The 22520-nt window shown below is 71.9% G+C and carries 16 protein-coding genes, 1 tRNA gene and 2 pseudogenes; 12 read left to right on the forward strand and 7 right to left on the reverse strand.

What is annotated here, in order from left to right:
• From ACLU3S_RS12760 to ACLU3S_RS12785, 6 genes and pseudogenes are all read left to right on the forward strand, one after another.
• Positions 1 to 652 (forward strand): annotated as a pseudogene (locus ACLU3S_RS12760) (dTMP kinase); the annotation flags it as partial.
• A 169-nt stretch (positions 653 to 821) separates the two neighbouring features.
• The gene (locus tag ACLU3S_RS12765; protein ID WP_413951901.1) at positions 822 to 2027 is read left to right on the forward strand and encodes a DNA polymerase III subunit delta'; all 1206 of its coding nucleotides are present in this window, start codon (positions 822 to 824) and stop codon (positions 2025 to 2027) included.
• A gap of 120 nt (positions 2028 to 2147) precedes the next feature.
• Positions 2148 to 3731: an alpha/beta hydrolase gene (locus ACLU3S_RS12770; RefSeq protein WP_413951902.1), complete on the forward strand. Its 1584-nt coding sequence runs from the start codon at positions 2148 to 2150 to the stop codon at positions 3729 to 3731.
• 108 nt (positions 3732 to 3839) lie between these two features.
• Positions 3840 to 3916 (forward strand) — tRNA-Thr (locus tag ACLU3S_RS12775).
• A 137-nt stretch (positions 3917 to 4053) separates the two neighbouring features.
• Positions 4054 to 4316 (forward strand): annotated as a pseudogene (locus tag ACLU3S_RS12780) (IS256 family transposase); the annotation flags it as partial.
• A gap of 89 nt (positions 4317 to 4405) precedes the next feature.
• Positions 4406 to 4792: a VOC family protein gene (locus tag ACLU3S_RS12785; protein WP_413951903.1), complete on the forward strand. Its 387-nt coding sequence runs from the start codon at positions 4406 to 4408 to the stop codon at positions 4790 to 4792.
• A gap of 287 nt (positions 4793 to 5079) precedes the next feature.
• On the opposite strand, the gene ACLU3S_RS12790 is transcribed toward ACLU3S_RS12785, so the two are convergent.
• The 5 genes from ACLU3S_RS12790 to ACLU3S_RS12810 form a co-directional block, all read right to left on the reverse strand.
• A complete protein-coding gene (locus ACLU3S_RS12790; protein ID WP_413951904.1) occupies positions 5080 to 6696 on the reverse strand; it encodes a glycosyltransferase in 1617 nt (538 codons plus the stop codon).
• A complete protein-coding gene (locus ACLU3S_RS12795) occupies positions 6693 to 6863 on the reverse strand; it encodes a hypothetical protein (RefSeq protein WP_413951905.1) in 171 nt (56 codons plus the stop codon). The genes ACLU3S_RS12790 and ACLU3S_RS12795 overlap by 4 nt, the downstream gene beginning before the upstream one ends.
• A 161-nt stretch (positions 6864 to 7024) precedes the next feature.
• Positions 7025 to 8404: a UDP-glucose dehydrogenase family protein gene (locus ACLU3S_RS12800; RefSeq protein ID WP_413951906.1), complete on the reverse strand. Its 1380-nt coding sequence runs from the start codon at positions 8402 to 8404 to the stop codon at positions 7025 to 7027.
• Between the two features lie 554 nt (positions 8405 to 8958).
• Positions 8959 to 9531 (reverse strand): hypothetical protein, encoded by a 573-nt coding sequence (locus tag ACLU3S_RS12805; protein WP_413951907.1) that lies wholly within the window; start codon positions 9529 to 9531, stop codon positions 8959 to 8961.
• 193 nt (positions 9532 to 9724) lie between these two features.
• On the reverse strand, positions 9725 to 10054 hold the full coding sequence (locus ACLU3S_RS12810; RefSeq protein WP_413951908.1) for a hypothetical protein: 330 nt from the start codon (positions 10052 to 10054) through the stop codon (positions 9725 to 9727).
• Between the two features lie 205 nt (positions 10055 to 10259).
• Between ACLU3S_RS12810 and ACLU3S_RS12815 the strand changes: the two genes are divergently transcribed.
• Entirely contained in the window at positions 10260 to 12413 is a 2154-nt protein-coding gene (locus tag ACLU3S_RS12815) for an N-6 DNA methylase (RefSeq protein WP_413951909.1), read from the forward strand.
• A 207-nt stretch (positions 12414 to 12620) separates the two neighbouring features.
• Here ACLU3S_RS12815 and ACLU3S_RS12820 read toward each other — a convergent pair whose 3' ends face one another.
• Positions 12621 to 12929 (reverse strand): hypothetical protein, encoded by a 309-nt coding sequence (locus tag ACLU3S_RS12820; RefSeq protein WP_413951910.1) that lies wholly within the window; start codon positions 12927 to 12929, stop codon positions 12621 to 12623.
• 336 nt (positions 12930 to 13265) lie between these two features.
• On the opposite strand from ACLU3S_RS12820, the gene ACLU3S_RS12825 reads away from it, so the two are divergent.
• The 5 genes from ACLU3S_RS12825 to ACLU3S_RS12845 all read left to right on the forward strand — a co-directional run bounded on the left by ACLU3S_RS12825 (position 13266) and on the right by ACLU3S_RS12845 (position 20806).
• Positions 13266 to 13730 (forward strand): HIT family protein, encoded by a 465-nt coding sequence (locus tag ACLU3S_RS12825; RefSeq protein ID WP_413951911.1) that lies wholly within the window; start codon positions 13266 to 13268, stop codon positions 13728 to 13730.
• A 368-nt stretch (positions 13731 to 14098) separates the two neighbouring features.
• A complete protein-coding gene (locus tag ACLU3S_RS12830) occupies positions 14099 to 14545 on the forward strand; it encodes a DUF485 domain-containing protein (protein WP_413951912.1) in 447 nt (148 codons plus the stop codon).
• 26 nt (positions 14546 to 14571) lie between these two features.
• A complete protein-coding gene (locus ACLU3S_RS12835; RefSeq protein WP_413951913.1) occupies positions 14572 to 16152 on the forward strand; it encodes a cation acetate symporter in 1581 nt (526 codons plus the stop codon).
• Positions 16153 to 16359: 207 nt separating this feature from the next.
• Positions 16360 to 17253 carry a glycosyltransferase family 2 protein gene (locus ACLU3S_RS12840; protein ID WP_413951914.1) on the forward strand — a complete coding sequence of 298 codons (894 nt, stop codon included), beginning with the start codon at positions 16360 to 16362 and terminating at the stop codon, positions 17251 to 17253.
• Between the two features lie 397 nt (positions 17254 to 17650).
• Entirely contained in the window at positions 17651 to 20806 is a 3156-nt protein-coding gene (locus ACLU3S_RS12845; RefSeq protein ID WP_413951915.1) for a BTAD domain-containing putative transcriptional regulator, read from the forward strand.
• 19 nt (positions 20807 to 20825) lie between these two features.
• Here the strand turns inward: ACLU3S_RS12845 and ACLU3S_RS12850 are convergent, their stop codons facing one another.
• Positions 20826 to 22514 (reverse strand): bifunctional 3'-5' exonuclease/DNA polymerase, encoded by a 1689-nt coding sequence (locus tag ACLU3S_RS12850; protein ID WP_413951916.1) that lies wholly within the window; start codon positions 22512 to 22514, stop codon positions 20826 to 20828.
• Positions 22515 to 22520 lie beyond the last annotated feature (6 nt).

Here is a 22520-nt window from a genome sequence, read left to right on the forward strand (position 1 = left end):
GCCCCTGCCGAACGCACCGGGCGTGGCACCGGACGCCTCGACCGTGCCCACGCCGGTCGTGGCGCCGCGGACGGACGCGGCAGGCGCCCGACCGGGCGCGACGCCGGGCGCCGAGGAGACCGTTCCGACACCGGTGGTCTCGCCCGGCACGGACGGGACGGCGGTGCTGCGCCGGGTGACCGGGGAGCGCGACGGCTCCGCCGGGCAGAGCGCCGACGCCGAGGTGACCGCGGAGCTGCCCCAGCCGGCCGTGTCCGGTGCGGCGGACGAGACGGCGGTCCTTCCGCCGGTGCCGACCGGCCCTGCCGACGAGACCGCGGTGCTGCCGCCGGTGCCCCCGACCGCGGCCGACGAGACGGCCGTCCTGCCTCCCGTACGCGACGAGGACCCGGCGCACCGGGTACCGCCCGGCTTCTTCCGCGAGGAGCGGTCCGCCGTCGGCCCCGACGGCACCGAGGACCGCACCCGCGAGATGCCCCAACTCGACGCCGACGGCACGCCCCGCCGCCGGCCGCGCCCCGACTGGGCCGAGGAGACCCCGCTGGACGACCTGCCGAGCCTGGCGGACGAGCTGCTGGGCTCCTACGACGACCAGGACCACGGCGACCACGACGGGGGCCAGAGCGGCAGGGGCCGGGGCCGTCGCGGCTGACGCCCGCTCGGCAGCGAGCAGGGGCGGCGCCCACCGGGAGAACCGGTGGGCGCCGCCCCTTTTTCTTCCCGGCCGCGCCCGTCTCCCCCGTCGGGAGCCGCGCGTTGTCAGTGGGCACCCGCACAATGGATTCCGGAACGCGGAGTGTGACGGAAGGGCGGCGTGACCGGTGACCGTGTGGGACGACCTCGTCGGGCAGGAGAAGGTGAGCGCGGTGCTCGATGCCGCCGCGCGGGACGCCGACGCCCTCGTCACGGCCGCCGCGGCCGACGAGCCGCTGCCCGAGACGTCGAAGATGACCCACGCCTGGCTGTTCACGGGCCCGCCCGGAGCGGGCCGGAACCAGGCGGCACGGGCCTTCGCCGCGGCCCTGCAGTGCGTGAGCCCCGACCGCGCCCTGGGCGGAGCCCCCGGCTGCGGCTTCTGCGACGGCTGCCACACCGCGCTGCTCGGCACGCACGCGGACGTGTCCACGGTCGCCGCGGTCGGTTCCGAGATCCTGGTGAAGGACATGCGGGACACGGTCCGCAAGTCGTTCACCGCACCGGCGAACGGCCGCTGGCAGATCATCCTGGTCGAGGACGCCGAGCGGCTGAACGAGAAGTCGGCCAACGCCGTCCTCAAGGCCGTGGAGGAGCCCGCCCCCCGCACGGTCTGGCTGCTGTGCGCCCCCTCCATCGAGGACGTCCTGCCGACCATCCGCTCCCGCTGCCGCCACCTGAACCTGCGCACCCCGTCCGTCGACGCGGTCGCCGACATGCTGGTACGGCGCGACGGCATCGAACCGGAGGTCGCCGCGGCCGCCGCCCGCGCCACCCAGGGACACGTCGACCGTGCCCGGCGCCTGGCCACCGACCCGGCGGCCCGCGAGCGCCGCGCGGCCGTGCTGAAGCTGCCCCTGCGCCTGGACGAGGTGGGCGCGTGCCTCAAGGCCGCCCAGGAGCTGGTCGACGCGGCGGCCGAGGACGCCAAGCAGCTTGCCGAGGAGATGGACGGCAAGGAGGCCGAGGAGCTGAAGGCGGCGCTCGGTGCGGCCCAGGGCGGCCGGCTGCCGCGCGGCACGGCGGGCGTCATGAAGGACCTCGAGGACATGCAGAAGCGCCGCAGAACCCGGACGCAGCGCGACAGCCTGGACGTCGCCCTCGGCGACCTCACCGCCTTCTACCGCGATGTCCTCGCGCTCCAGCTCGGCTCCCGCGTGGCGATCGCCAACGCCGACGTGGAGGACGCGTTGGAGCGGCTGGCCCGGGGCAGCCGCCCCGAGTCGACCCTGCGGCGCATCGAGGCGATCGCCGCCTGTCGTGAGGCCCTGGACCGCAACGTGGCCCCGTTGCTGGCCGTGGAGGCGATGACGATGGCCCTGCGGGCGGGGTGAGGGCAGTCCGCGAGGAGGCCGACGACGATGATCCTGCCGCGAAGCCGCCGCTGTCCCTCGTACGAGGCCACATTGCGCACGCACCGCATGCGTGACGTCGCTCAGCGTTACGCTCGCCTGATGCACACCAGGCCATCTCCCGGCACTCGCACCACGGCCCGCCTCACGGCCGCACTCCTCATGGCCGCAACCCTGCTCGTGTCCGCCTGCTCCTCCGGCGGCCCGACCGCGTCGGACGGTGCGGCGCACGCGGCGCTGGCCGCGCTGCCGCGTGCGACGCCCGCGGCACTGACGCCGTACTACACGCAGCGGCTGACGTGGCGCAGTTGCGGCGTCCCCGGATTCCAGTGCGCGACGATGAAGGCCCCGCTGGACTACGCCAGGCCCGGCGCGGGCGACGTGCGGCTCGCCGTCGCGCGCAAGAACGCCACCGGCCCGGGCAAGCCGCTCGGTTCGCTGCTGGTCAACCCGGGTGGTCCGGGCGGCTCGGCGATCGCCTACCTGCAGCAGTACGCCGGCGTCGGCTACCCCACCGGAATCCGCGCCCGCTACGACATCGTCGCGATGGACCCGCGCGGTGTCGCCCGCAGCGAGCCCGTCGAATGCCTCGACGGCCGCCAGATGGACGCGTTCACGCAGACGGACCAGACCCCCGACGACCAACGGGAGCGCGACGCGCTGGTCACGGCGGACCAGGAGTTCGCGCAGAGCTGCGGAGCGCACTCCGCGCGGCTGCTGCGGCACGTCTCGACCGTGGAGGCGGCACGGGACATGGACATCCTGCGGTCGGTACTGGGCGAGCAGAGGCTGAACTACGTCGGGGCGTCGTACGGCACCTTCCTCGGGGCGACGTACGCCGGCCTGTTCCCCGGCCGGGTGGGCCGCATGGTCCTGGACGGCGCGATGGACCCCTCCCTCGACGCCCGCACGATGAACCTCGACCAGACGGCGGGCTTCGAGACGGCGTTCCAGGCCTTCGCCAAGGACTGCGTGCGGCACACGGACTGCCCGCTCGGCGGCAGCGGCACGACACCCGGGCAGGCCGGCGACCGCCTCAAGGCCTTCTTCCGCGAGCTGGACGCCCACCCCATCCCGGCGGGCGACGCGGACGGCCGCCGGCTCGGCGAGGCACTGGCCACCATCGGCGTGATCGCGGCGATGTACGACCAGAGCGCGTGGGAGCAGCTGCGCGAGGCGCTGACCTCGGCGATGCAGGACCACGACGGGGCGGGCCTGCTCGCCCTCGCCGACACCTACTACGAGCGGGACGCGAGCGGCCACTACAGCAACCTGATGATGGCCAACGCCGCCGTGAACTGCCTGGACCTGCCGCCCGCATTCACCGGCCCCGACCAGGTGGAGAAGGCGCTGCCCGCCTTCGAGAAGGCGTCCCCCGTCTTCGGGGAGGGGCTCGCCTGGGCCTCGCTGAACTGCGCGTACTGGCCGGTTGAGGCCACGGGGGTGCCGCACCGCATCGAGGCCAGGGGCGCCGCGCCGATCGTGGTGGTCGGCACCACGCGCGACCCGGCGACCCCCTACCGCTGGGCCCAGTCCCTGGCCCACCAGCTCTCCTCCGGCCGCCTGCTGACCTACGTCGGCGACGGCCACACCGCCTACGGCCGCGGCAGCACCTGCATCGACTCCGCGATCGACACCTACCTCCTCACCGGCACCCCGCCGGCCGAGGGAAAGCGCTGCTCATAGCCCTCGTACTGGCCCCGGACCCACCCGCTCCGGGGCCAGTACGAAGCACCCCCGGAAACTGTGTAGACTTACCGACGTCGCCGATCGCACCATAGGTGCGGGCGACGCGCCGCTTTAGCTCAGATGGCCAGAGCAACGCACTCGTAATGCGTAGGTCTCGGGTTCGAATCCCGAAAGCGGCTCCACGCGAAAGGCCCGGGTCGTAGTCTCTGACCTGGGCCTTCATCGTTCTTGTGGTCAGCGGGCGGGTCCAGTCCACTGCCCTCTGAAGTCGGAAAACCGGCCCGATGGGTCCAAGGTGGTCCGGCGCGTAGTCGCAGGCTACGACTTCCCTGCCGTGCACTGGATCCACCCGCGCATCACCAACCCCATCGAGACCATCTTCGCCACCGTCCGCCCGCGGACCAAGGTCACCCGCGGGGCCGGCTCCCGCACCGCCGCCCTCGCGATGGTCTTCAAGCTCGTCGAGACCGCCCAGCAGCGGTGGCGGGCCGTGAACGCGCCCCATCTCGTCGCCCCCGCCCGTGCCGGAGCCCGTTCGAACGCGGCCGGCTCGTCGAACGACGCGAGCTCAGCGCGGCCTGAGCCCCGTCAACTGATCTACCATCCTCACCAGTTACCCACGAGAGACGTTCGAGTCACCTCGCTCGTGTTCCCTTCCTGAAGGGAGTCCTGTGGCATCCATCAAGGACATCGTCTTCGACAGCCCTCATCCGGCGTCATCCGCCCGATTCTGGGCGCAAGCCCTGGACGACTACGAAATCGCTCCGTACGACGAGGAGGAGCTGGCCCGGCTGCGTTCCCTGGGTATCAACGACCCGGAGGACGACCCCACTGTCCTGCTCGTTGGCACGGACAGCAGGTTGCCCCGCGTCTTCTTTCAACTGGTCCCAGAAGACAAGCGGACCAAGAACCGAGTCCATCTCGACCTGAGCACGACCGATGCGGCCGCAGAGGTCAAACGGCTGTGCGCCCTCGGGGCAACGGTTCAGGTTGAGCGTGAGGACTGGATCACGATGCAGGACCCCGATGGCAACGAGTTCTGCGTCATGCGCCCGTGAGCGGGGGCCGGCCTTCGACCTCATCGAAGGCCTTGTCAGCCTCGCGACATGATCGGCCTCAACTGATCAGGGATTGACAATTACTCCCTCCGGCCCGGTGGAAACCGTTGAGGCGCCGGTCGTATCGCGTTGGGAGCTGAGCGTAGGTGCCGCCGAACGCAGCTCAGCCAGTGCCCCAACCCGTTCGTAACCATGACACTGGCCCGGTAGCAGTCCGGCCATATGTGAGGGCAATGGTTGTTCAGTGCCTGTCCCCGCTGCTGCGGGTGGTCACCGGGGACAGAGGGTCAGGGTGAGGGGGTGGCGGTGGGCGGCCAGTAGTGGTGGGTGGCTGCTTCTTCGTGCCAGGGGTCAGTCGGGGCGTATACCGTCTGCGCGACCTGAGTGGTCGGCGGTACGGCCGCGGGGGCTGGGGTCGGGGTGCTGCCGGCGAGGGACACTTCGGCGCCGTTCTGGCGGGTGCCCCAGCCGGTTTTGGCGCAGGTGGAGATGCCGTACCAGCGCAGCCAGCGGAACCAGGTCCAGGCCATGATGATGGCCAGGGGCATCATCAGCCAGGTCATGATCCTCGAGCGGATACGTTCGTCGGTGCGGATGATGCCGAGGTAGCGGAGACCCTGGGCCCAGCCGAGGAGGAAGGGGATCCACAGCATGCTCAGCGGGGGCCTGTTGTCGTAGGCGACGGGTTCCACCAGGATCAGCCAGATGGTGACGAGCTGGGTGAGAACCATCTGGATCCAACGGATGGCGTGGAGCCAGAAGGCGGGCCGGGCCATGGAGAGGTAGCGCATGCGCCAGATGGAGCGGATCGTGGAGCCGCGCATCCAGCGCAGGTACATCCGTCCGAAATGGTTCCAGCGTTCGGGCATGGCGGTGAAGACGATGGCGGTGGTCTGCTGGACCGTCAGGCCGCGCTCCTGCGCGTAGAGGGTGAGCATGCTGTCGTCGCTGAAGGCGACACCGCGGCCCATGAAGGTCTCGTTCAGGTAGGAGCCGAGGTTGTCGCGGACGACGGCGGCCCGGTAGGCCGCCAGCGGGCCGGAGTTGACCATGACGGCGCCTACGGCGGACTGCCCGGAGCGGTCGACCATCTGCGAGGTCACGAACCACAGGTCCGTGGTGCGGGCCAGGAGTTGACTGCTGCGCCAGTGAAGGAGGGCCTTGCGATGGTCCCGCTTGGCCCGCCGGATGGCCTTGCGGGAGCCGTGTCCCGGCGGCGGGCTGTACACAGGGCGGCTGGGACCCTTGTTGTTCGTCGCGATGACGATGCCGGCGACCGACTGCACGCGGCGCTTGGAGAAGGGCTTGAGGATCTCCTCGACCGCGTGCGGATCGAGGTAGGAGTCGGAGTCCACCGTGATGTAGATGTCGGCGTCCGGGCTGGCTTCGACGCCGTGCGCCTGGGCGTGCCGCTTGCCGCCGTTGGGGACACGCTGCCAGGTCGTGGCAACACCTGCCTGCGGGGCGGCCTGCAACCACCAGTCACGCACTTCGGCGTAGTCCGTGGCGGTGGAACCGTCGTCGACGACGTGAACGCTGTCGGGACGGCGGGTCTGCTGCAGGAACGATTCCAGGCCGAGCCTGAGGTAGCCGGGGTCCTCGTTGTAGACGGGCATCAGGATCGACACGTGGAGCCGGTCGAGGCGTTCACGTGCCTTGGCGGATACGCGGGTGGGCCGGTCCAGGTGGTAGAGGGTGACCTGGATGACGAAGAGAATGAACGTGCTCAGCCACACGAAGGACAGCCGTCCGGTGGTCTTGGAGTCCCAGCTGGAGACCACGAGCACGTGGTGGGCAGTCCAGACGGTGAGCAGGGCCAGGCCAAAGATGGCGATGAGGACCGTGCCCGACCGGTGCTGCCACGCGGACAGCACCGGTGCCTGGCCGCGTTGTCTGCGGCTCACTCCTCACCCACGGACTGACGCCTGCGGAAACCCACGCGGGTGACGAATATCCCCGCAAGGACGATGCCGGCGGCTACCGCGAGCATCCACCAGCCGGTGTAGATCGTCACGCCGGCAATCGTGAGGCCGCCGGCACCCGTTGCAGCAAGCTGTTGTCCATCAGACATGAGAGCTCCCCTCGGAGTAGGAAAGATGGAGAAAATGTGAAGATTGCATGTGCAGGTTGAACGGAATCTCAGGTGTCGCTTTGTGATCCAGAACGCATTGCGCAACGCGACGTCAGTTGCTGGGGGTCTTAGGTGAATTAGGGCTTTGGAGCCCGCGGGCTTCAGGGCCGGCCGAGGGCGCGGTACTCCCAGCCGGCCGCACGCCACTGGGCCGCATCAAGGGCGTGGCGGCCATCGACGATGCGCCGGTGGGCGACAGCGGCACCCATGGCATCGGGATCGATGTGACGGAACTCGTTCCACTCGGTCAGCAGGACGACTACGTCGGCACCCGCCGCTGCAGCAAGGGCATCGGTGGCGTAGGTGAGCTCTGGATGGCAGCGCCGCGCGTTATCGGTGGCGGCAGGATCGACGACAGTGACGACGGCCCCCATGCGATGCAGACTGCGCGCGACGTCCAGGGCCGGCGCGTCACGGATGTCGTCGGAGTTCGGCTTGAAGGCAGCCCCCAGCGCCGTCACCCTCACACCGTGCAGGCTGCCGCCCGCTAGTTCCCTGACGAGGTCCACCGTGCGGGTACGGCGACGCTTGTTGATCGCGTCCACCTCGCGCAGGAAGCCGACCGCCTGACCCACCCCGAGTTCTTCGGCACGGTGCGCGAACGCCCGGATGTCCTTGGGAAGGCAACCCCCGCCAAAGCCCAGCCCGGGACTGAGGAAGCGCCCACCGATCCGGTCGTCGTAGGCCAGCGCCTCGGCCAGTTGGGTCACATCCCCGCCGACCGTCTCGCAGACCTCCGCCATGGCGTTGATGTAGGAGATCTTGGTGGCCAGGAAGGAGTTGGCCGCCACCTTGACCAGCTCGGCGGTCGTCAGGTCAGTCACCACCACCGGCGTACCCTCGGCGATGACAGGCGCGAACGCCGCGCGCAGCTGCTTCTCCGCCCACTCCGAGGAGACACCGAAGACGAGTCGGTCGGGCCGGAGCGTGTCGTCGACGGCGAATCCCTCGCGCAGGAACTCAGGATTCCAGGCCAGTTCGACCTCGTCACCAGCCGGCGCCACACGCCGCACCAGCTCCGTCAGCCGAGCCGCGGTACCAACAGGCACCGTGGACTTGCCGACCACCAGAGCACGCCTGCGCAGATGCGCCGCCAGTTCCTCCACCGCACTGTCGACGTACCGCAGGTCCGCCGCATCGGAATCCGGCCGCTGAGGCGTGCCCACGCAGACGAAGTGGACGTCACCGAAGTCAGCGGCTTCGGCGAAGCTCGTGGTGAACCGCAGCCGGCCAGAGTCCAGCGCCTTGGTCAGCAACTCAGGAAGGCCCGGCTCGAAGAAGGGCACCTGCCCTTCGTTGAGCCTGTCAACCTTGCCCGCGTCCACGTCCACGCCCAGGACGTCGAATCCCAGAACCGCCATGCAGATCGCGTGGGTGGCGCCGAGATAGCCCGTTCCGACGACCGTAAGGCGCGGGGCCGGAGCACCGTCATCGGCCGCCGCCGCGGCAACCGTGGGCCCCTGGGCGGCATTGACTCCCATGTCTAGCTCCATAGCTGTTCCCCGTTGACCATCGGGGACGAAGGGCAGTCACGGTTCGACCGTGCGCAAGGCCAGGGTGCGGCAGCACACACGGCGTGGCAGCGCGGCCTCACATGCGGATGGGCAGAGTCATGCCCGGATCGGGCAGGTCTGCATCCGTCTGCAATTCGTCCCCTTGTTGTTGAAAGCTGCATCAAGTTACATCCAGCAGGCCGATATGTGTGAGAGTTGTGAAGGTGTGTGATGTTCTTGTGATCTTCGGTGTGTCCAACTTGTTTGCCTGCAGCACCGGACAGCATGTCGTCGCGCAGGGCACGCATGGCTGAAGGCGTCCATGGGTACGGCCGTCCGACTGTTGGCCGTGACGGCGTCGGACATGTCGCTGCCCGCAGCGGAGATCGCGGTGGCAAGGGCCGCGACGGCGAGGCAGTCGAGGCCAGGTCTTGGCCTTGCTCTTCTTCTTCGGTGGTATCTGAGCGGGCGGCTGAAACGGCTGCTGCCGCGTGGACGAGGTCCCGCCGTCGCGGGCCGGCGGGACCAGTCGGGTGGCAAGGTCAGTAGTTGCCGTTCGCGATCATGTCGCCGTCCTTGCCGTACACGGTGACGAGCCCGTTCTTCGACTCGTAGCACGACGCGAACGCCGACGCGATCAGCTTCGCGTCACCCTGGTTGGGGCTCATGAGCCCGCCAGTGAAGTCGGTGTACACCTCGGCCGAGTCCAGGATGTCGTTCCGCTTGTCCGTGCCGGTCACCTTCGTGACGTGCTGGACGGCCTTCTTCTCCGTGGTCGTGCCGGACTTGGCGACGCAGGCCTCGAATTGCTCCGCCTGCGTCTTCGTCTGCTGAGCGGGCGTCGACTGAGCCTTGTGGGACTTCGGTGTGCGGCCGGCGGCGACGGCCTTGTCCTTGGCGCCGGTGTCGGTGGAGTCGCCGTTTCCGCCGCCGGCCGCGGCGGCGATCCCGATCAGGACGAAGAGGGCGACGACGCCGAGGCAGCCGAAGCCGACGATCTTCCCTGCCTTCGACTTCTTCGGCGGCTGCGGCTGGAACGGCGGAGTGCCGTAGCCCTGCTGCTGCGGGCCGCCCCAACCGGGCTGCGGCTGCTGCGGGTACTGCTGCTGGCTCATGGTCCCCCCATGGGATGTGGATGCGCCTTGCGGGTGCGTGTGATGTGTGAAGCTGGAATGTGTGTCAGGCCGCCCAGGTGGCGAGGGTGCCTGGAGCCCACAGCGGGACCAGGCGCGGCAGTTCGAGGTGCGGGACGGCGCCGCGCATGCAGCGCGGGCCGGGCTTGGCCGGGAGTCGGCGGCCTCGTGTGGATCAGGCGCCGGTGACGCTCGACGGGTGGACCTGGCCGTAGACCGTGAGGAACAGCTCCAGCTCGGCGCGCTCGTCGGGCCCGACGTGACCGGAGGCGAGGCGGGCGCGAGCCTCGCGGTGGGCGCGGCGGAGGTAGCCGCTGCGCTCCAGGTGGCGCCACAGGAGGCGGAAGGCCTGCTGGTGGTCGTAGAGGTTGGTCTCGTAGGACTTACCGGTGATGTGGCGGGCCTGGCCGAGCAAGGCCCGGAAGTTCTCCCCGTCCTCGCGCTTCGGCAACTGCGCCAGGTGGCGGTGGTACACGGTCAGTTCGGGCTCGCCCGTCTCGGTCAAGCAGGTCTCCCCCCTCGTGAGGCCTCATCTGGTGTCCCAGGGCAGGCCGAAGCGGCCAAAACGGCCCCGGGTGCCTCCGCCGGGCTCACTGCCGACCGGAAGCGTCTACAGATAAGCAGCACACTGAAAGCACTGTCAAACCTGTTAACAGGTTTAGGTAGAGGTATCGTGGCCGCTGTCCCCCCATGAGAGGTGAGAACGCGTCATGGCCCAGCCGTCAGCCCAGGTGACAGCCGCGGAGATCTCCCGCATCGCGGGGGTCACGCGCGCCACCGTCAGCAACTGGCGCCGCCGGCACGAGGACTTCCCGGCACCGACCGGCGGCACCGAGACCAGCCCTCTCTACGACCTGGAAACCGTGCGCGCCTGGCTCCGCTCCCGCGGACAGACCACCGCCGCCGCCCCCGCCGAGGAACTCCGCACCCTGCTGCGACTGCGCCCCGCGGGTGCCGACTCGGCCGCACCGCTGCTCCCGCTCGTCCTCGCCACCTCCGGCCGCTCCCCGCACGAGCTGACCGCGCTGGCCGGCCTGCCGGACGCGGACCTCGCCGCACACGCCGACGCCGCCGTCGCCGAGCTCGCCGACGCAGTGCCGCTGACCGAGGTCGTCCCCTTCACGGCGGCCGACGCAGGCATCGTGCGGGCGCTGATCCACTGCGTACGGGAGGAGGGCGCGCAGGCCGTCCTCGACGTGCTCGCCGAGCGGGAACTGGAGGACAGCGCCTCCACTGGCACCTACCAGACCCCCGACCGCCTGGCCGACCTCATGGCACGTCTGCTGCCCACCGGCACGACCCGCGTCCTGGACCCGGCGTGCGGCAGCGGCACCCTGCTGGCCGCCGCCGCACGCCACGGTGCCCGCGAGCTGTACGGCCAGGACGCCCTGCCGGTGCAGGCCCAACGCAGCGCGGTACGCCTGCTACTCGCCACGCCCGACGCGGCGGTGGCCGTACAGGCCGGTGACAGCCTGCGCCACGACGCCTTCCCGCAGCCCCCAGTGGACGCGGTGCTGTGCAACCCCCCTTACGGCGACCGCGACTGGGGCCACGACGAACTGGCCTACGACCCCCGCTGGGCCTACGGCGTCCCACCGCGCATGGAGTCCGAACTCGCCTGGATCCAGCACGCCCTGGCCCATCTGCGCCCCGGCGGTTACGCGGTGCTGCTCCTGCCCCCCGCCATCGCCGCACGCGCCTCGGGTCGCCGCGTACGCGCCCAACTGGTACGCAGCGGCTCCCTGCGCGCCGTAGCCGCCCTCCCGCCCGGCGCGGCCGCACCCCTGCACATCGGACTCCAGCTGTGGATCCTGCAAGCCCCCGAGCCAGACGGCCCGGACCGCACCTCGGTGCTGTTCGTGGACGCCGGCGGTGAGCGGCAACAGGACAGGCCACGCAGCCGGGCCGACAGCACGCTCGGCCCGCTGGGGACGCGCCGGCGCCGCGGCGCCCTCGACTGGGACGAGTTGACCGACACCGTCCTGGACCACTGGACGGCCTTCCGAGCCGACCCGGAGTCCTTCTCCGACGAGCCCGGCATCGCCCGCGCGGTCCCCGTCGTGGACCTCCTCGACGAGGTCGTCGACCTCACTCCAGCCCGCCAGGTCCGCGCCCTGCCCGCCGACATCGACCCAGCCCAGGTGGCACGGCAGGCCGAGGAGCACCGCAAGCAACTGACCGAGCACACCGGCCTCCTCGCCGAAGCCGCCCAGGGCACATGGCAGCCCACCGGCGGCTTCCCACGGCAGTGGCGCACAGCCACCATCTCCGACCTCGCCCGCGGCGGCGCCCTGGAGATCCTGCGGGCGGCGAACGACGTCCGGGAGAAGACCGAGGGTGCGCGATGGAGGGCCGAGAACGCTGGACGGTTGGTCCTCTACGGCACCGACATCGCGGACGGCGTATCCGCCTCGGGCACCTTCCTCGACAGCGTGCCTTTGAAATCGTCACCGGCCATCGCCGAAGGCGACGTTCTGGTGCGGATGTTCCCCGGGGGCAGCGGGAGCATGGCCCGACTGGCCGAAGAGCGGGACATCGGTGTTCTGCTCGGCCATGACCTCTACCTTCTGCGTCCCGACCCGACACGACTGGACCCCTGGTTCCTCGCGGGCTTCGTCGGCGTGCACGACAACATCACCGGGGCATCCACCGGCAGCACCACCATCCACCTCCAACCCGGCCGACTGCGCGTACCGCTCCTGCCCCTCCAGGAGCAACGCCGCTACGGCGAAGCCTTCCGCCGCGTCCACGAACTACGCACCGCCGCCCGCCAAGCCACCGAACTGGCCCGCGACTACGCGGATCTCCTGACCACCGGCCTGACGGCGGGGGTGCTGCTTCCGCCCGAACCGGCAGCGACCTGACGGGACGCGAAGGCCAAACCGCCGACCTCGCCTCGGACAAGCCTGACGCGGACTGGCATCCACTCCTGGTACGCGGGACCGGTCTTCGACCCGTGCGAGAAAACCTCTTCCGGTCCGGGGCAGAGGAAGGGTGCGTGAAGACCCAGGTCGCTGTCATGGACCTGGGTCTTCTTCGATTCCGGCGTGGGCCTGTGCTGTCTCCCTGACTCAGCCCAGCACGACCACCACGGGGCCGCCGTTGAACCCGGGATAGCCGTAGCCGTAGCCGCCGTAGCCGTAGCCGTAGCCGTAGCCGCCGAAGCCGCCGTAGCCGAAGCCGCCGTTGCGGAAGAAGCCGCCCCGGTTGCCGTAGCCGTAGCCGTAGCAGTCGCCCGACCAGCAGCGGCCGTGGTTGGTGGGGGCGTGGGTCGGAGCGGCTGCGGAGGCCGTTCCCGCCGCGCCGATCGTGGCCGCGCCGGCCATGAGAAGGCCGACCGCGGATGCTGCGAACAGTCGCCTGGCGCGTTGTGCCTTCATGGGCCTTCCTTCCTTCCACCCCCGGCCCGGCCCGTCGTCGGGTGCCCGGCACCAAGGGGATGCCGCGGCGGACCCAAGGAGACTCGTCGCGGTCGTCGATGTCGCCGTGGAGGCGGAGCACGCCTGCGCCTGGCGGCCCGGACACCAGGGCCCTCGCCGTCGGCGGCGGGCGTACGCCCGGATCGCGGCCCTTTCCCTCCACGCTAGTCACCCCTTGACCACCCAGCATCTCGGGCTGTGCCGACCCTGGACGCCCCGGTGGCGGTCGCGAAGGGAAGGGCATCGGGCCCCTCGGACCCAGGGCGGCCTGCCCTGCATGCGGGCATCATTCCGGACATGACACATGAGCTCGGGCTGCCGGACTGCTTCGTCTGCGGCAAGCACCGTGAGGAGTCCCTGATGCCGGGAGGCCCGGTATGGAACGACGATCTTGTGGTCGTCTCGCACCTGTCCCCGCGGGCGCCCGGCGGCTCCGATGCGGTCTACCTGGGCCATCTGCTCGTGGAACCGCGTCGGCACGCTCCTGGTCTGGCCGATCTCACGGACGCGGAGGCGCAACGGGTAGGGCAGTGGTGTGCCCACGCGGCGCGCCGGCTCCGCGAAGTCGCCGGTGCCGAGCATGTGTACGCCGCCGTCATCGGGGACAACGTTCCGCACCTGCACGTTCACCTCCTTCCCCGCTACCCGGGAACCCCGCGTGACTACTGGTGGGACCGGGTCGACGAGTGGCCCGACGCTCCGCGAGGCGGGGAACAGGAGGCGGTCGCCCTGGTACGGCGGCTGAACTCGGCCACGCCCTGACCTGTCGGTGCGCTGTTCCGCGGCGCTCCGGCCCGTCGGTGCACCCGTCGGTGCGCTGCTCGGCCCACGCCCCGGCCCGTCCGTGCGCCTGTCGGTGTGGCGCGCGGCCACGCCCTGACCCGTCGGTGCACCCGTCGGTGCGCTGCTCGGCCCACGCCCCGGCCCGTCCGTGCGCCTGTCGCAGGCGGAGGCCCTTCATGGAGCCCGGCCGGTGCGGTCGGCCCGTCCTCCTGTGACCAGCGCCTCCCCGCATACCGACTATTCAGTTTGCGGAAACCCTCGCCTAAACGCCTACCTGCCAGTAGCGTGCGCACACCCCCCGCTCCCTGCGGTCCGCACGGGCCCCGAGCCACGCAAGGAGACACGGGATGACAGACGCGTTCTCGTCCCCCGAATACCAACCGCACCACCCGCCACCGCCCTACGACCCCTTCCTGCCGTCCGCTCCACCGTTCGTCCCCTCCTGGCCGCCGCAGCCGCAGAGTGCAGAAACGATGCGCCTCGCGGTGGTCGGCCGGCCCAGTGACCTCGGGTCCCTGCGAGGCGCCTACCGCCGGCAGCGGCGTGCGGCGACGTTCACGGCGCTCGGTTACTTCTCGCTCTTCCTCCTGCTGTCCGCCTTCGCGCCGTCGTTGATGACCGGCACGGTGTCCGGTGGCGTCCCGACCGGGCTGCTGCTCGGGCTGCTGCAGTTGCCCGTCACCTGCCTGTCGATCTGGCTGTACGAGTACACGGCGCGCCGCAGGGTCGACCCGATAGCGGACCGCATGCGCAAGCAGGCCGAGGCGGACGCGCGGCGGGGGGCGGCACGGTGAGCGGGTTCGGCGATTCCGAGCAGGCGATGTCTCTGGTGGCGTTCACGGCGGTCGCCACGGTCATCCTGCTGCTGTGCGTGATGACGGGGCCCGACCGGGACGACCTCGACGAGTTCTACACGGGGTACGGATCGCTGTCGTCGATGCGCAACGGCCTGGCCATCGCCGGGGACTACATCTCCGCGGCGACGGTCCTGTCCACCGGCGGGGTGATAGCGCTGAACGGGTACGACGGCGTCGTCCTCGCGCTGAGCACGGCCCTGTCCCTGATGCTGCTGATGTTCCTGCTGGCCGAACCGCTGCGCAACGCGGGCCGGTTCACCATGGGCGACGTCCTGGCGCGGCGGACCCCGGGACGGGCGGTGCGCATCGCCGCGTGTGCCACGACCATCGCGGCGCTGGTTCCCATGATGCTGATCCAGCTCGCCGGCACCGGCGATCTGCTGTCGTTCATCCTCGGCTTCTCCAGCGACTCGCTGAAGACCGGCTGCATCGTCGGAATCGGCGCGCTCATGATCAGTTACGCGGCGATCGGCGGCATGAAGGGCACGGCCCTGGTCCAGATCCTGAAGATCGTCATGCTGCTGGGCTCCGGCGCCATCGTGGCCTTCCTGCTGATGCGGCAGTTCGACTGGGACGCGGGCAGACTGTTCTCCGCGGCGGCGGCGCGGAGCGGGGTGGGGACGACCTATCTGCACCCCGGCATGGAGTTCTCCGGCGGGTCGTACCCCAGGCTCGACATGATCAGCTCGGAGCTCACCGTCGTCCTCGGCGCCGGCTGCCTGCCGCACGTCACCATGCGCATGTACACCGCGAGCAGCGCCCGCCAGGTGCGCCGGTCGATGTCCTGGGCGGTGCCGTGCGTCGCCCTCTTCGTGCTGATCATCACCGTCATCGGCTTCGGCGCGACGGCGGTGATCGGGCGGGCCGCGATCGCGGGCGCCGATCCCCAGGGCCGCACCGCCTATCTGCTGGGCGTGCGGGCCGCGTTCGGGGCGGACGTGTCGACGGGCGAGACCTTCCTGTTCACCATGGTCACCACGGCGCTCTTCCTCACCTTGCTGGCCTCGGTCGCCGGGATGATCCTGGCGTGTGCGAACACCCTCGCCCACGACCTCTTCGCACCCAACCTGCGCTCCACGACCCCGCGCCGCGAGATGACGCTCGCCCGGGTGTCCGCCCTGGCCGTGGGCGCCCCCACCATCCTGCTGGCCACGCTCGTCCAGCACCACAACCTGCAGCCGCTGGTGCTGCTGTCGGTCTCCATCGGCGCCTCCGCCCTGGCACCGGCGCTCGTCTACAGCCTCTTCTGGCGCCGCTACACCCGCATGGGCCTGCTGTTCACCCTCATCGGCGGCACGGTGTCCACCGTCGTCCTCATGACCGGATCCAACCTGGTCTCCGGCTCTCCCCTCTCCGCCTTCCCGCAGGCCGACTTCAACTGGTTCCCCTTCACCACCACCGGCGTGGTGAGCGTTCCCCTGGGCTTCGCCCTCGGCTGGGCCGGCACGATGCTCTCCGGGCGCCGGACGGCGGAGGAGCAGCGCCGGCAGTACGAGGCGGTCGAGGGTCTGATCCTTGCGGGGGCGGTACGGCGTGGCAGCTAGCGCCGGGGCCGGAAGGGTGTGCGCAGCACTGGCTTCGCCGGCCGTGCGCGGAGCCGGGAAACAGCTGTCGGCGGCGAAGCGGCGCAAAAAGGATGCACAGCGAAGGGGAGCAGGTCCGATCCGGGGATCTGAGGCAACATCGTGGTGAACTATGGGCACCGCGCGGGCAGATGGTGCCGCGGTCGGCCGGATGATGGGGTGAGGGACGTGGTGGAACCGAGGATCGCCGTCGCCGTGGTGACCATGGGCAACCGGCCTGCCGAGGTCGACGCCCTGCTGGAGTCCGTGGCCAAGCAGGACCTCGCCCCCGCGCGCATCGTCGTCGTCGGCAACGGGTGCCGGCTGCCCGAGTTCGCCGCCCGGCTCTCCCTGCCCGGCGAGGTCACCACCCTCGACGTGGACGAGAACCTCGGGTGCCCCGGCGGCCGGAACGTGGCCCTCGCCCGGCTGCGGGAGTTCGGGGACGTCGACGTCGTCGTGGAGCTGGACGACGACGGGCTGCTCGTCGACGCCGACGTGCTGCGGCGGGTGCGGGACCTGTATGCCGCCGATCCGCGCCTCGGCATCGTCGGCTTCCGCATCGCCGACCAGCACGGCGAGACCCAGCAGCGGCACGTGCCGAGGGTCGGCAAGTCCGATCCGATGCGCGGGGGTTACGTCACCGGGTTCCTCGGCGGCGGCCACGCCCTGCGCATGGACATGCTGGCCGAGACCGGCGACTGGCCCGCCCACTTCTTCTTCGCGCACGAGGAGACGGACCTCGCCTGGCGGGCCGTCGATGCCGGCTGGAAGATCCTGTACGCCCCCGAGCTGCTGCTCCGGCACCCGAAGACCTCGCCGGCGCGGCACGCCATCTACTACCGGGTCAACGCCCGCAACCGCGTCTGGCTGGTCCGGCGCCGGCTGCCGCTGCCGCTCGTCCCGGTGCACCTCGCGGTGTGGACGCTGCTCACGCTCGCCCGCATCCGTTCCGCGGCCGGGCTGAAGGCGTGGTTCGGCGGGTTCGTGGAAGGGCTGCGGGAATCCGCCGGCGAGCGGCGCCCCATGCGCTGGCGAACGGTGTGGCGCCTCACCCGCCTCGGACGCCCGCCGGTGATCTGAGCCGGCCGGACGAACGGGACGCGGCCCCGGTCGTTCACCTCCGCCGACCGGGGCCCGTGTGCGTCCCCGGATCCGGCCTGCGGCGACACTCCCCCGAGTTACGCGACTCACGCGCGCGCCGTCGGGCCAGATCCGATGCAAAGATCACATCAGGACTCACCAACGGATCGCTAACATGTGGCCAACGGTTCGTCGGCGGGTCGTGCACCGGTTGGCCGGAAGTCGTTCGGTGGTCAGGGAAACGGGCCGCTGGACAGGCCGTTCCGGGCCGGAACGGCAGGCAAGGGGTGGCGGGAAACCGCTGTGGACAGGGCGGAATTCCGCCACGGGACGGCGGGCGTGCCCGCCGCGGAGCGCGGGCGGCCCCGGCCGCCCGGAAGGGCAGTGGAGCGGCGTGATGCGGCGGTGCGAGCTGCGGTTCGGACTGCTGGGCCCGCCGGTCCTCTACGACCGACCGCCGTACGGTATCTCGCACAACGCCCCCCGGCCGCCGCGGCAGCCGGCCGACGACGCCCCCGACAACGGCGTCCGGCCCATCGGCAGCCCCAAGGTGCGCACCCTGCTCGCCGCGCTGCTGCTGGAGTCCGGCCGGGTGGTCTCGGTCGAGTCGCTGAAGGACGCCCTGTGGGGCGGCGCACCGCCCGTCTCCGCGCAGGCGTCCCTGCACAACCACGTCACCCGGCTGCGCCGGCTCCTGGACGAGCCCGAACGGCTCAGGGCCGTGCCGCCGGGTTATCTCCTGCGCGTCGACCAGGGCGAGTTGGACGTTGACGTGTTCGATGCCCGGGTCGCCGAGGCGCGCGCCGCGCACGCCCGGCAGGACTGGCCCGCCGTCGCGCGGGCCTGCACGGCCGCGCTCGCGCTCTGGCGCGGCACCCCGCTCAGCGGGCTCCCCGCCGACCTCGGCGGCTACGCCCTCGTCCAGCGCCTGGAGGAGGCGCGGCTGCTCCTGCTGGAGTGGCGTCACGACGCCGAACTCGCCGTCGGCGGAGCCCGGTTGACGGCGCTGATCCCCGAGTTGGCGGCCCTCGTCGCCGGGCATCCGCTGCGCGAGGCGTACCACCGTCAGCTGATGCTCGCCCTGCACCGCACCGGCCGCCAGGCGGAGGCCCTCGCCGTGCACCGTGATCTGCGCTCCCGGCTGATCGAGGAACTCGGCGTCGAGCCCGGCCCGGCGGTCCGCGAGGCGCATGTCGAGGTGCTGCGGGGAAGGGGCGGCACGGCGGCGGCGCGGGACCGGGAGGAGAGGCGCGGTGGGCACGAGCAGCCGGCCGCGGGTGCGCGCCGGGCGGAGGAGACGGGTGTGGACGCGGCGGCCGCCGGCGACGGTGAGCCGGCCGTCGCCGCCGTATCGCCGTCCGAGGAGGTGCCGGCCTGGCGGCAGACCCCGCGCCCGGCCCAGCTCCCGGCCCCGCCGGCCCACTTCACCGGCCGCGCGGACGTACGGCGCGCGCTGCGGCAGGCGCTGACCGAGCGGCCCGCACCCGCTCCTGCCGTCGCCGTGATCTCCGGCATGGCGGGCGTCGGCAAGAGCGCGCTCGCCCTGCACGTGGCACACGCGCTGCGGGAACGTTTCCCCGATGGTCAGCTCTACGTCGATCTGCACGGCGCCACGCCCGGTATGACCCCGCTCAGCTCCGCGCAGGCGCTCGCCGCGCTGCTGCGGGACCTCGGCGCCGAGCCCCGGAACATCCCCGAACATGCGGACGCGGCCGCCGCGTTGCTCCGCTCCCTGCTCGCCCCCGCCCGCCTCCTGCTGGTGCTGGACGACGCGGCGCACGCGGCCCAGGTACGGCCGCTGCTGCCGGCCGGGCCCGGCTGCGCGGTCATCGTCACCAGCCGCTCGCCGCTGGCCGCCCTCGACGGTGCCCGCCGATTCCCGCTCGGCCCGCTGACCGGCGAGGACAGCGCGGCCCTGCTGCGCGCGGTGAGCGGCCGCGAGGGGCTGGACGCCGGCCACGCCCTGGTCGAGCTGACCGGCGGGCTCCCGCTGGCCCTGCGCGTGGTCGCCGCCCGGCTCGCCGCCCGGCGGGCGCTCACCCCGGACGTGCTCGCCGGTCAACTGGCCGCCACCGGAGGGCGGTTGCACCACCTGGAGTACGACGACCTGAGCGTCCGGCGCTCCCTGGCCGTCGCCCACGACGCGCTGGCCGCCGCCGAGCGTGAGGCCGACCGGGACGCGGCGCTCGCCCTGCGCCACATCGGCGCCCTCGACCTGCCGACCTACGGCGCCCCGCTCGTCGCCCGCCTCACCGGCACCGACGAGCGCCGGGCCGAGGCCGCCCTGGACCGCCTGGTCGACGTGGCCCTGCTGGAGGAGACGGCCTACGGCCGCTACACCCCCCACGACCTGGTCCGCGACTTCGCCCGCGAACTGGCGGACGCCCGCACGGACGGCGCGTCGCCCTCGCCCATGGACCAGGACCCCGATCTGATCGCCCTGCGCTGGTACGCGGCGGCCGCCGAGCGGGTCCTGGTGAGGGTCGTGGAACCGGGGCTCGATCAGGAGGACCGGCTGCGGCCCACCTCGGCGCAGCCCGCCGAGCACGCAGCGGACGTCGCCGCTCTGCCGCTGTTCGAGTCCGCCGAGCAGGCCTTCGCCTGGGCGGAGATGGAGCTGGAGAACGTCGTCGCGCTGGTGGAGCGGAACGCGGACACGGGCGACCTGCGCAAGGCCGCCCGTCTGTCGGTGCTCGTGCGGCTGTTCTTCCCGTATGTGCAGCGGCGCGGGCGGGTCGCGGAGATGGAGGTGCTCGGGCAGGCCGGGCTCGGGGCGGCACGGCGGCTGAAGGACTCGGCGGCGGAGGCCTACGCGCTCGGTGATCTGGCGGGGCTGCACTTCCTGACCGGCCGGCAGAACGACGCCCTCGCCCTGACCGACCAGGCCCTGGAGATCTGGCGGCGGCTCGGTGCTCCGTCCCGGATCCGGCGCTGCCTGAACAACCGGGGGCTGCTGCTGGAGGGGCTCGGACGGTTCGAGGAGTCGGAGGCGGCGCTGCGGCAGAGCCTCGGCTGCTCCCGGCTGCTGAACGACCCCTACGGCGAGGCCGTCACCCACAGCCACCTCGGCAACCTCTACGAGCACACCGACCCGCGCGCCGCCATCGAGCAGCACCGGCGTTCGCTGGCGATCGGGGACGCGATCGGTGCCGTCATCGTGCGGCACGCGGCGCACTGCAACATCGGCTACGCCCACCTCACGCTGGGCGAACCGGCCGCCGCTGCCCGGCACTTCGAGGAGAGCCTGCGCATCCTCGGCGGCCACGGCGACTGGCACGGCGAGTCGCAGACCCGGCTCGGCCTGGTCCGCGCGCTGCGGCAGCTGGGGGAGACCGGACGGGCGGGCCGCGAGTGCGCGGAGCTGCTGTGCCGGGCAGACGCCCGCGCCGACCGCTACATGGGCGGCCTGGCCCGGCACCAGCACGGTCTGCTGCTGCGCGAGCAGGGGCGGAGGCCGGAGGCGCACGACAGCTGGCGCGCGGCGCTCGCGGCGCTGGACGGCACGGACGAGCAGGCGGTGCTGGCGGAGCTGCGGGAGCTGCTGGAGGAGTGAACCGGCACCGCGGACCGGCCTACTTGGCGTCGGCGTAGCACTCCACCACCGCCGTGGTGAACGGGAACCGCACCGGTGTATCGCCGAAGGTCAGCCGTCCGGCGAGGTCGGCGGCCTCGCGGATGGCCCGGACGACGGTGTCGGCCTCTTCGGCGGGGCAGTGCACGATCACCTCGTCGTGCTGGAAGAAGACCAGCTCGGCCTCAAGGTCCGCGCAGGCCCGGCGCAGCGCGGCGAGCAGCAGCAGGGCCCAGTCGGCGGCGCTGCCCTGCACGACGAAGTTGCGCGCGAAGCGGCCCCGGGCGCGGGAGTTGGTGGAGGCGTAGCCAGGGCCCCAGGAGGTCTCGGCGTCCGAGTCCTCGTCGCCGACGGGGATGCCCGCCTCCTCGGCCGCGTCGTCGCCCGAACCGGCGGCCGGCGGGCAGGTCCGGCCCAGCCAGGTGCGCACCAGCCGGCCCTCCTCACCCGCGCGTGCCGCCTCGTCGACGTAGGCGACGGCCTGGGGGAAGCGACGGCGCAGCGCGGCGAGGTTCTTCAGGCCGTCGCCGGAGGTCTGGCCGTAGATGGCGCCGAGCACGGCCAGCTTGGCCTGGTTGCGGTCGCCGGAGAAGGCGCGGTCGGAGACGGCCTGGTAGAGATCGCTGTCGCGGCCGGCGACCGCCATCAGGCCGGGGTCGCGGGAGATCGCGGCCAGGACGCGCGGCTCCATCTGGTCGGCGTCGGCCACCACCAGCCGCCAGCCGGGATCGGCGACCACGGCCCGCCGGATCACCTTGGGGATCTGCAGGGCGCCACCCCCGTTGGTCACCCAGCGCCCGGTGACCGTGCCGCCGGCGAGGAACTCCGGGCGGAAGCGGCCGTCGCGCACCCAGTCCTGCAGCCAGGACCAGCCGTGTGCCACCCAGATGCGGTACAGCCTCTTGTACTCCAGCAGCGGTTCGACGGCCGGGTGGTCGACGGACCGGAGCTCCCAGCGGCGGGTGGAGCGCACCTTGATCCCGGCCTGAGCGAAGGCCTTGACCACGTCGGCGGGGAGGTCGGGCCGCACCCGGCGGCCGAAGGCGGCGGAGACCTCGTCGGCCAGCTCGGCGAGGCGGCGCGGCTCGCCCCCGCCCGCGTACCGCTCGCCGAGCAGGTCGTGCAGCAACGCGCGGTGGACCTCGGCGCTCCAGGGCAGGCCGGCGTGGTTCATCTCGGCGGCCACCATCATCCCGGCCGACTCGGCGGCGGTCAGCAGCCGCATCCGGTCGGGGTGGGCGGTCTTCTCGTGCCGCCGCTGCTGGTCGGCGTAGACCGCGAGCAGGTCCGCCAGGGGCAGGCGGGTGCCGGTGGGCTCGAACAGCGGGGACTGGGCTCCCGGCGCGGCCGCGCGCTGCGGCGGGTCGGTCGGTACGGGGCCGCCGCGGAGGCGGGCCAGGGCGGCGGCGGCCGAGCGTGGCTCGCCGTACCGCCCCTCGTGGCCCAGCAGGAGTGTCTCGGCGTCCTCGATGTCGTAGCACCGCTCCACTCGCACCCCCGTGGCGAGCAGTCGCGGGTAGACCTCGGGGGTCGACCGCCACACCCAGCGCGTCACCTCCGGGCGGCTCCGCACCGCCTCGGCGGGATCGCTCTCCCGCCGCACCGGTCCGGCGGGCAGCCCGTCCGGGCCGAGGGGGGCGACGTCCACGCCACCGTCCTCGGCCGGTGCGAGCGCCCACCGGTCGGTCATGACTGC

Origin of the sequence: Streptomyces sp. AF1A, from assembly GCF_047340315.1 — a bacterium.
GTDB lineage: Bacteria > Actinomycetota > Actinomycetes > Streptomycetales > Streptomycetaceae > Streptomyces.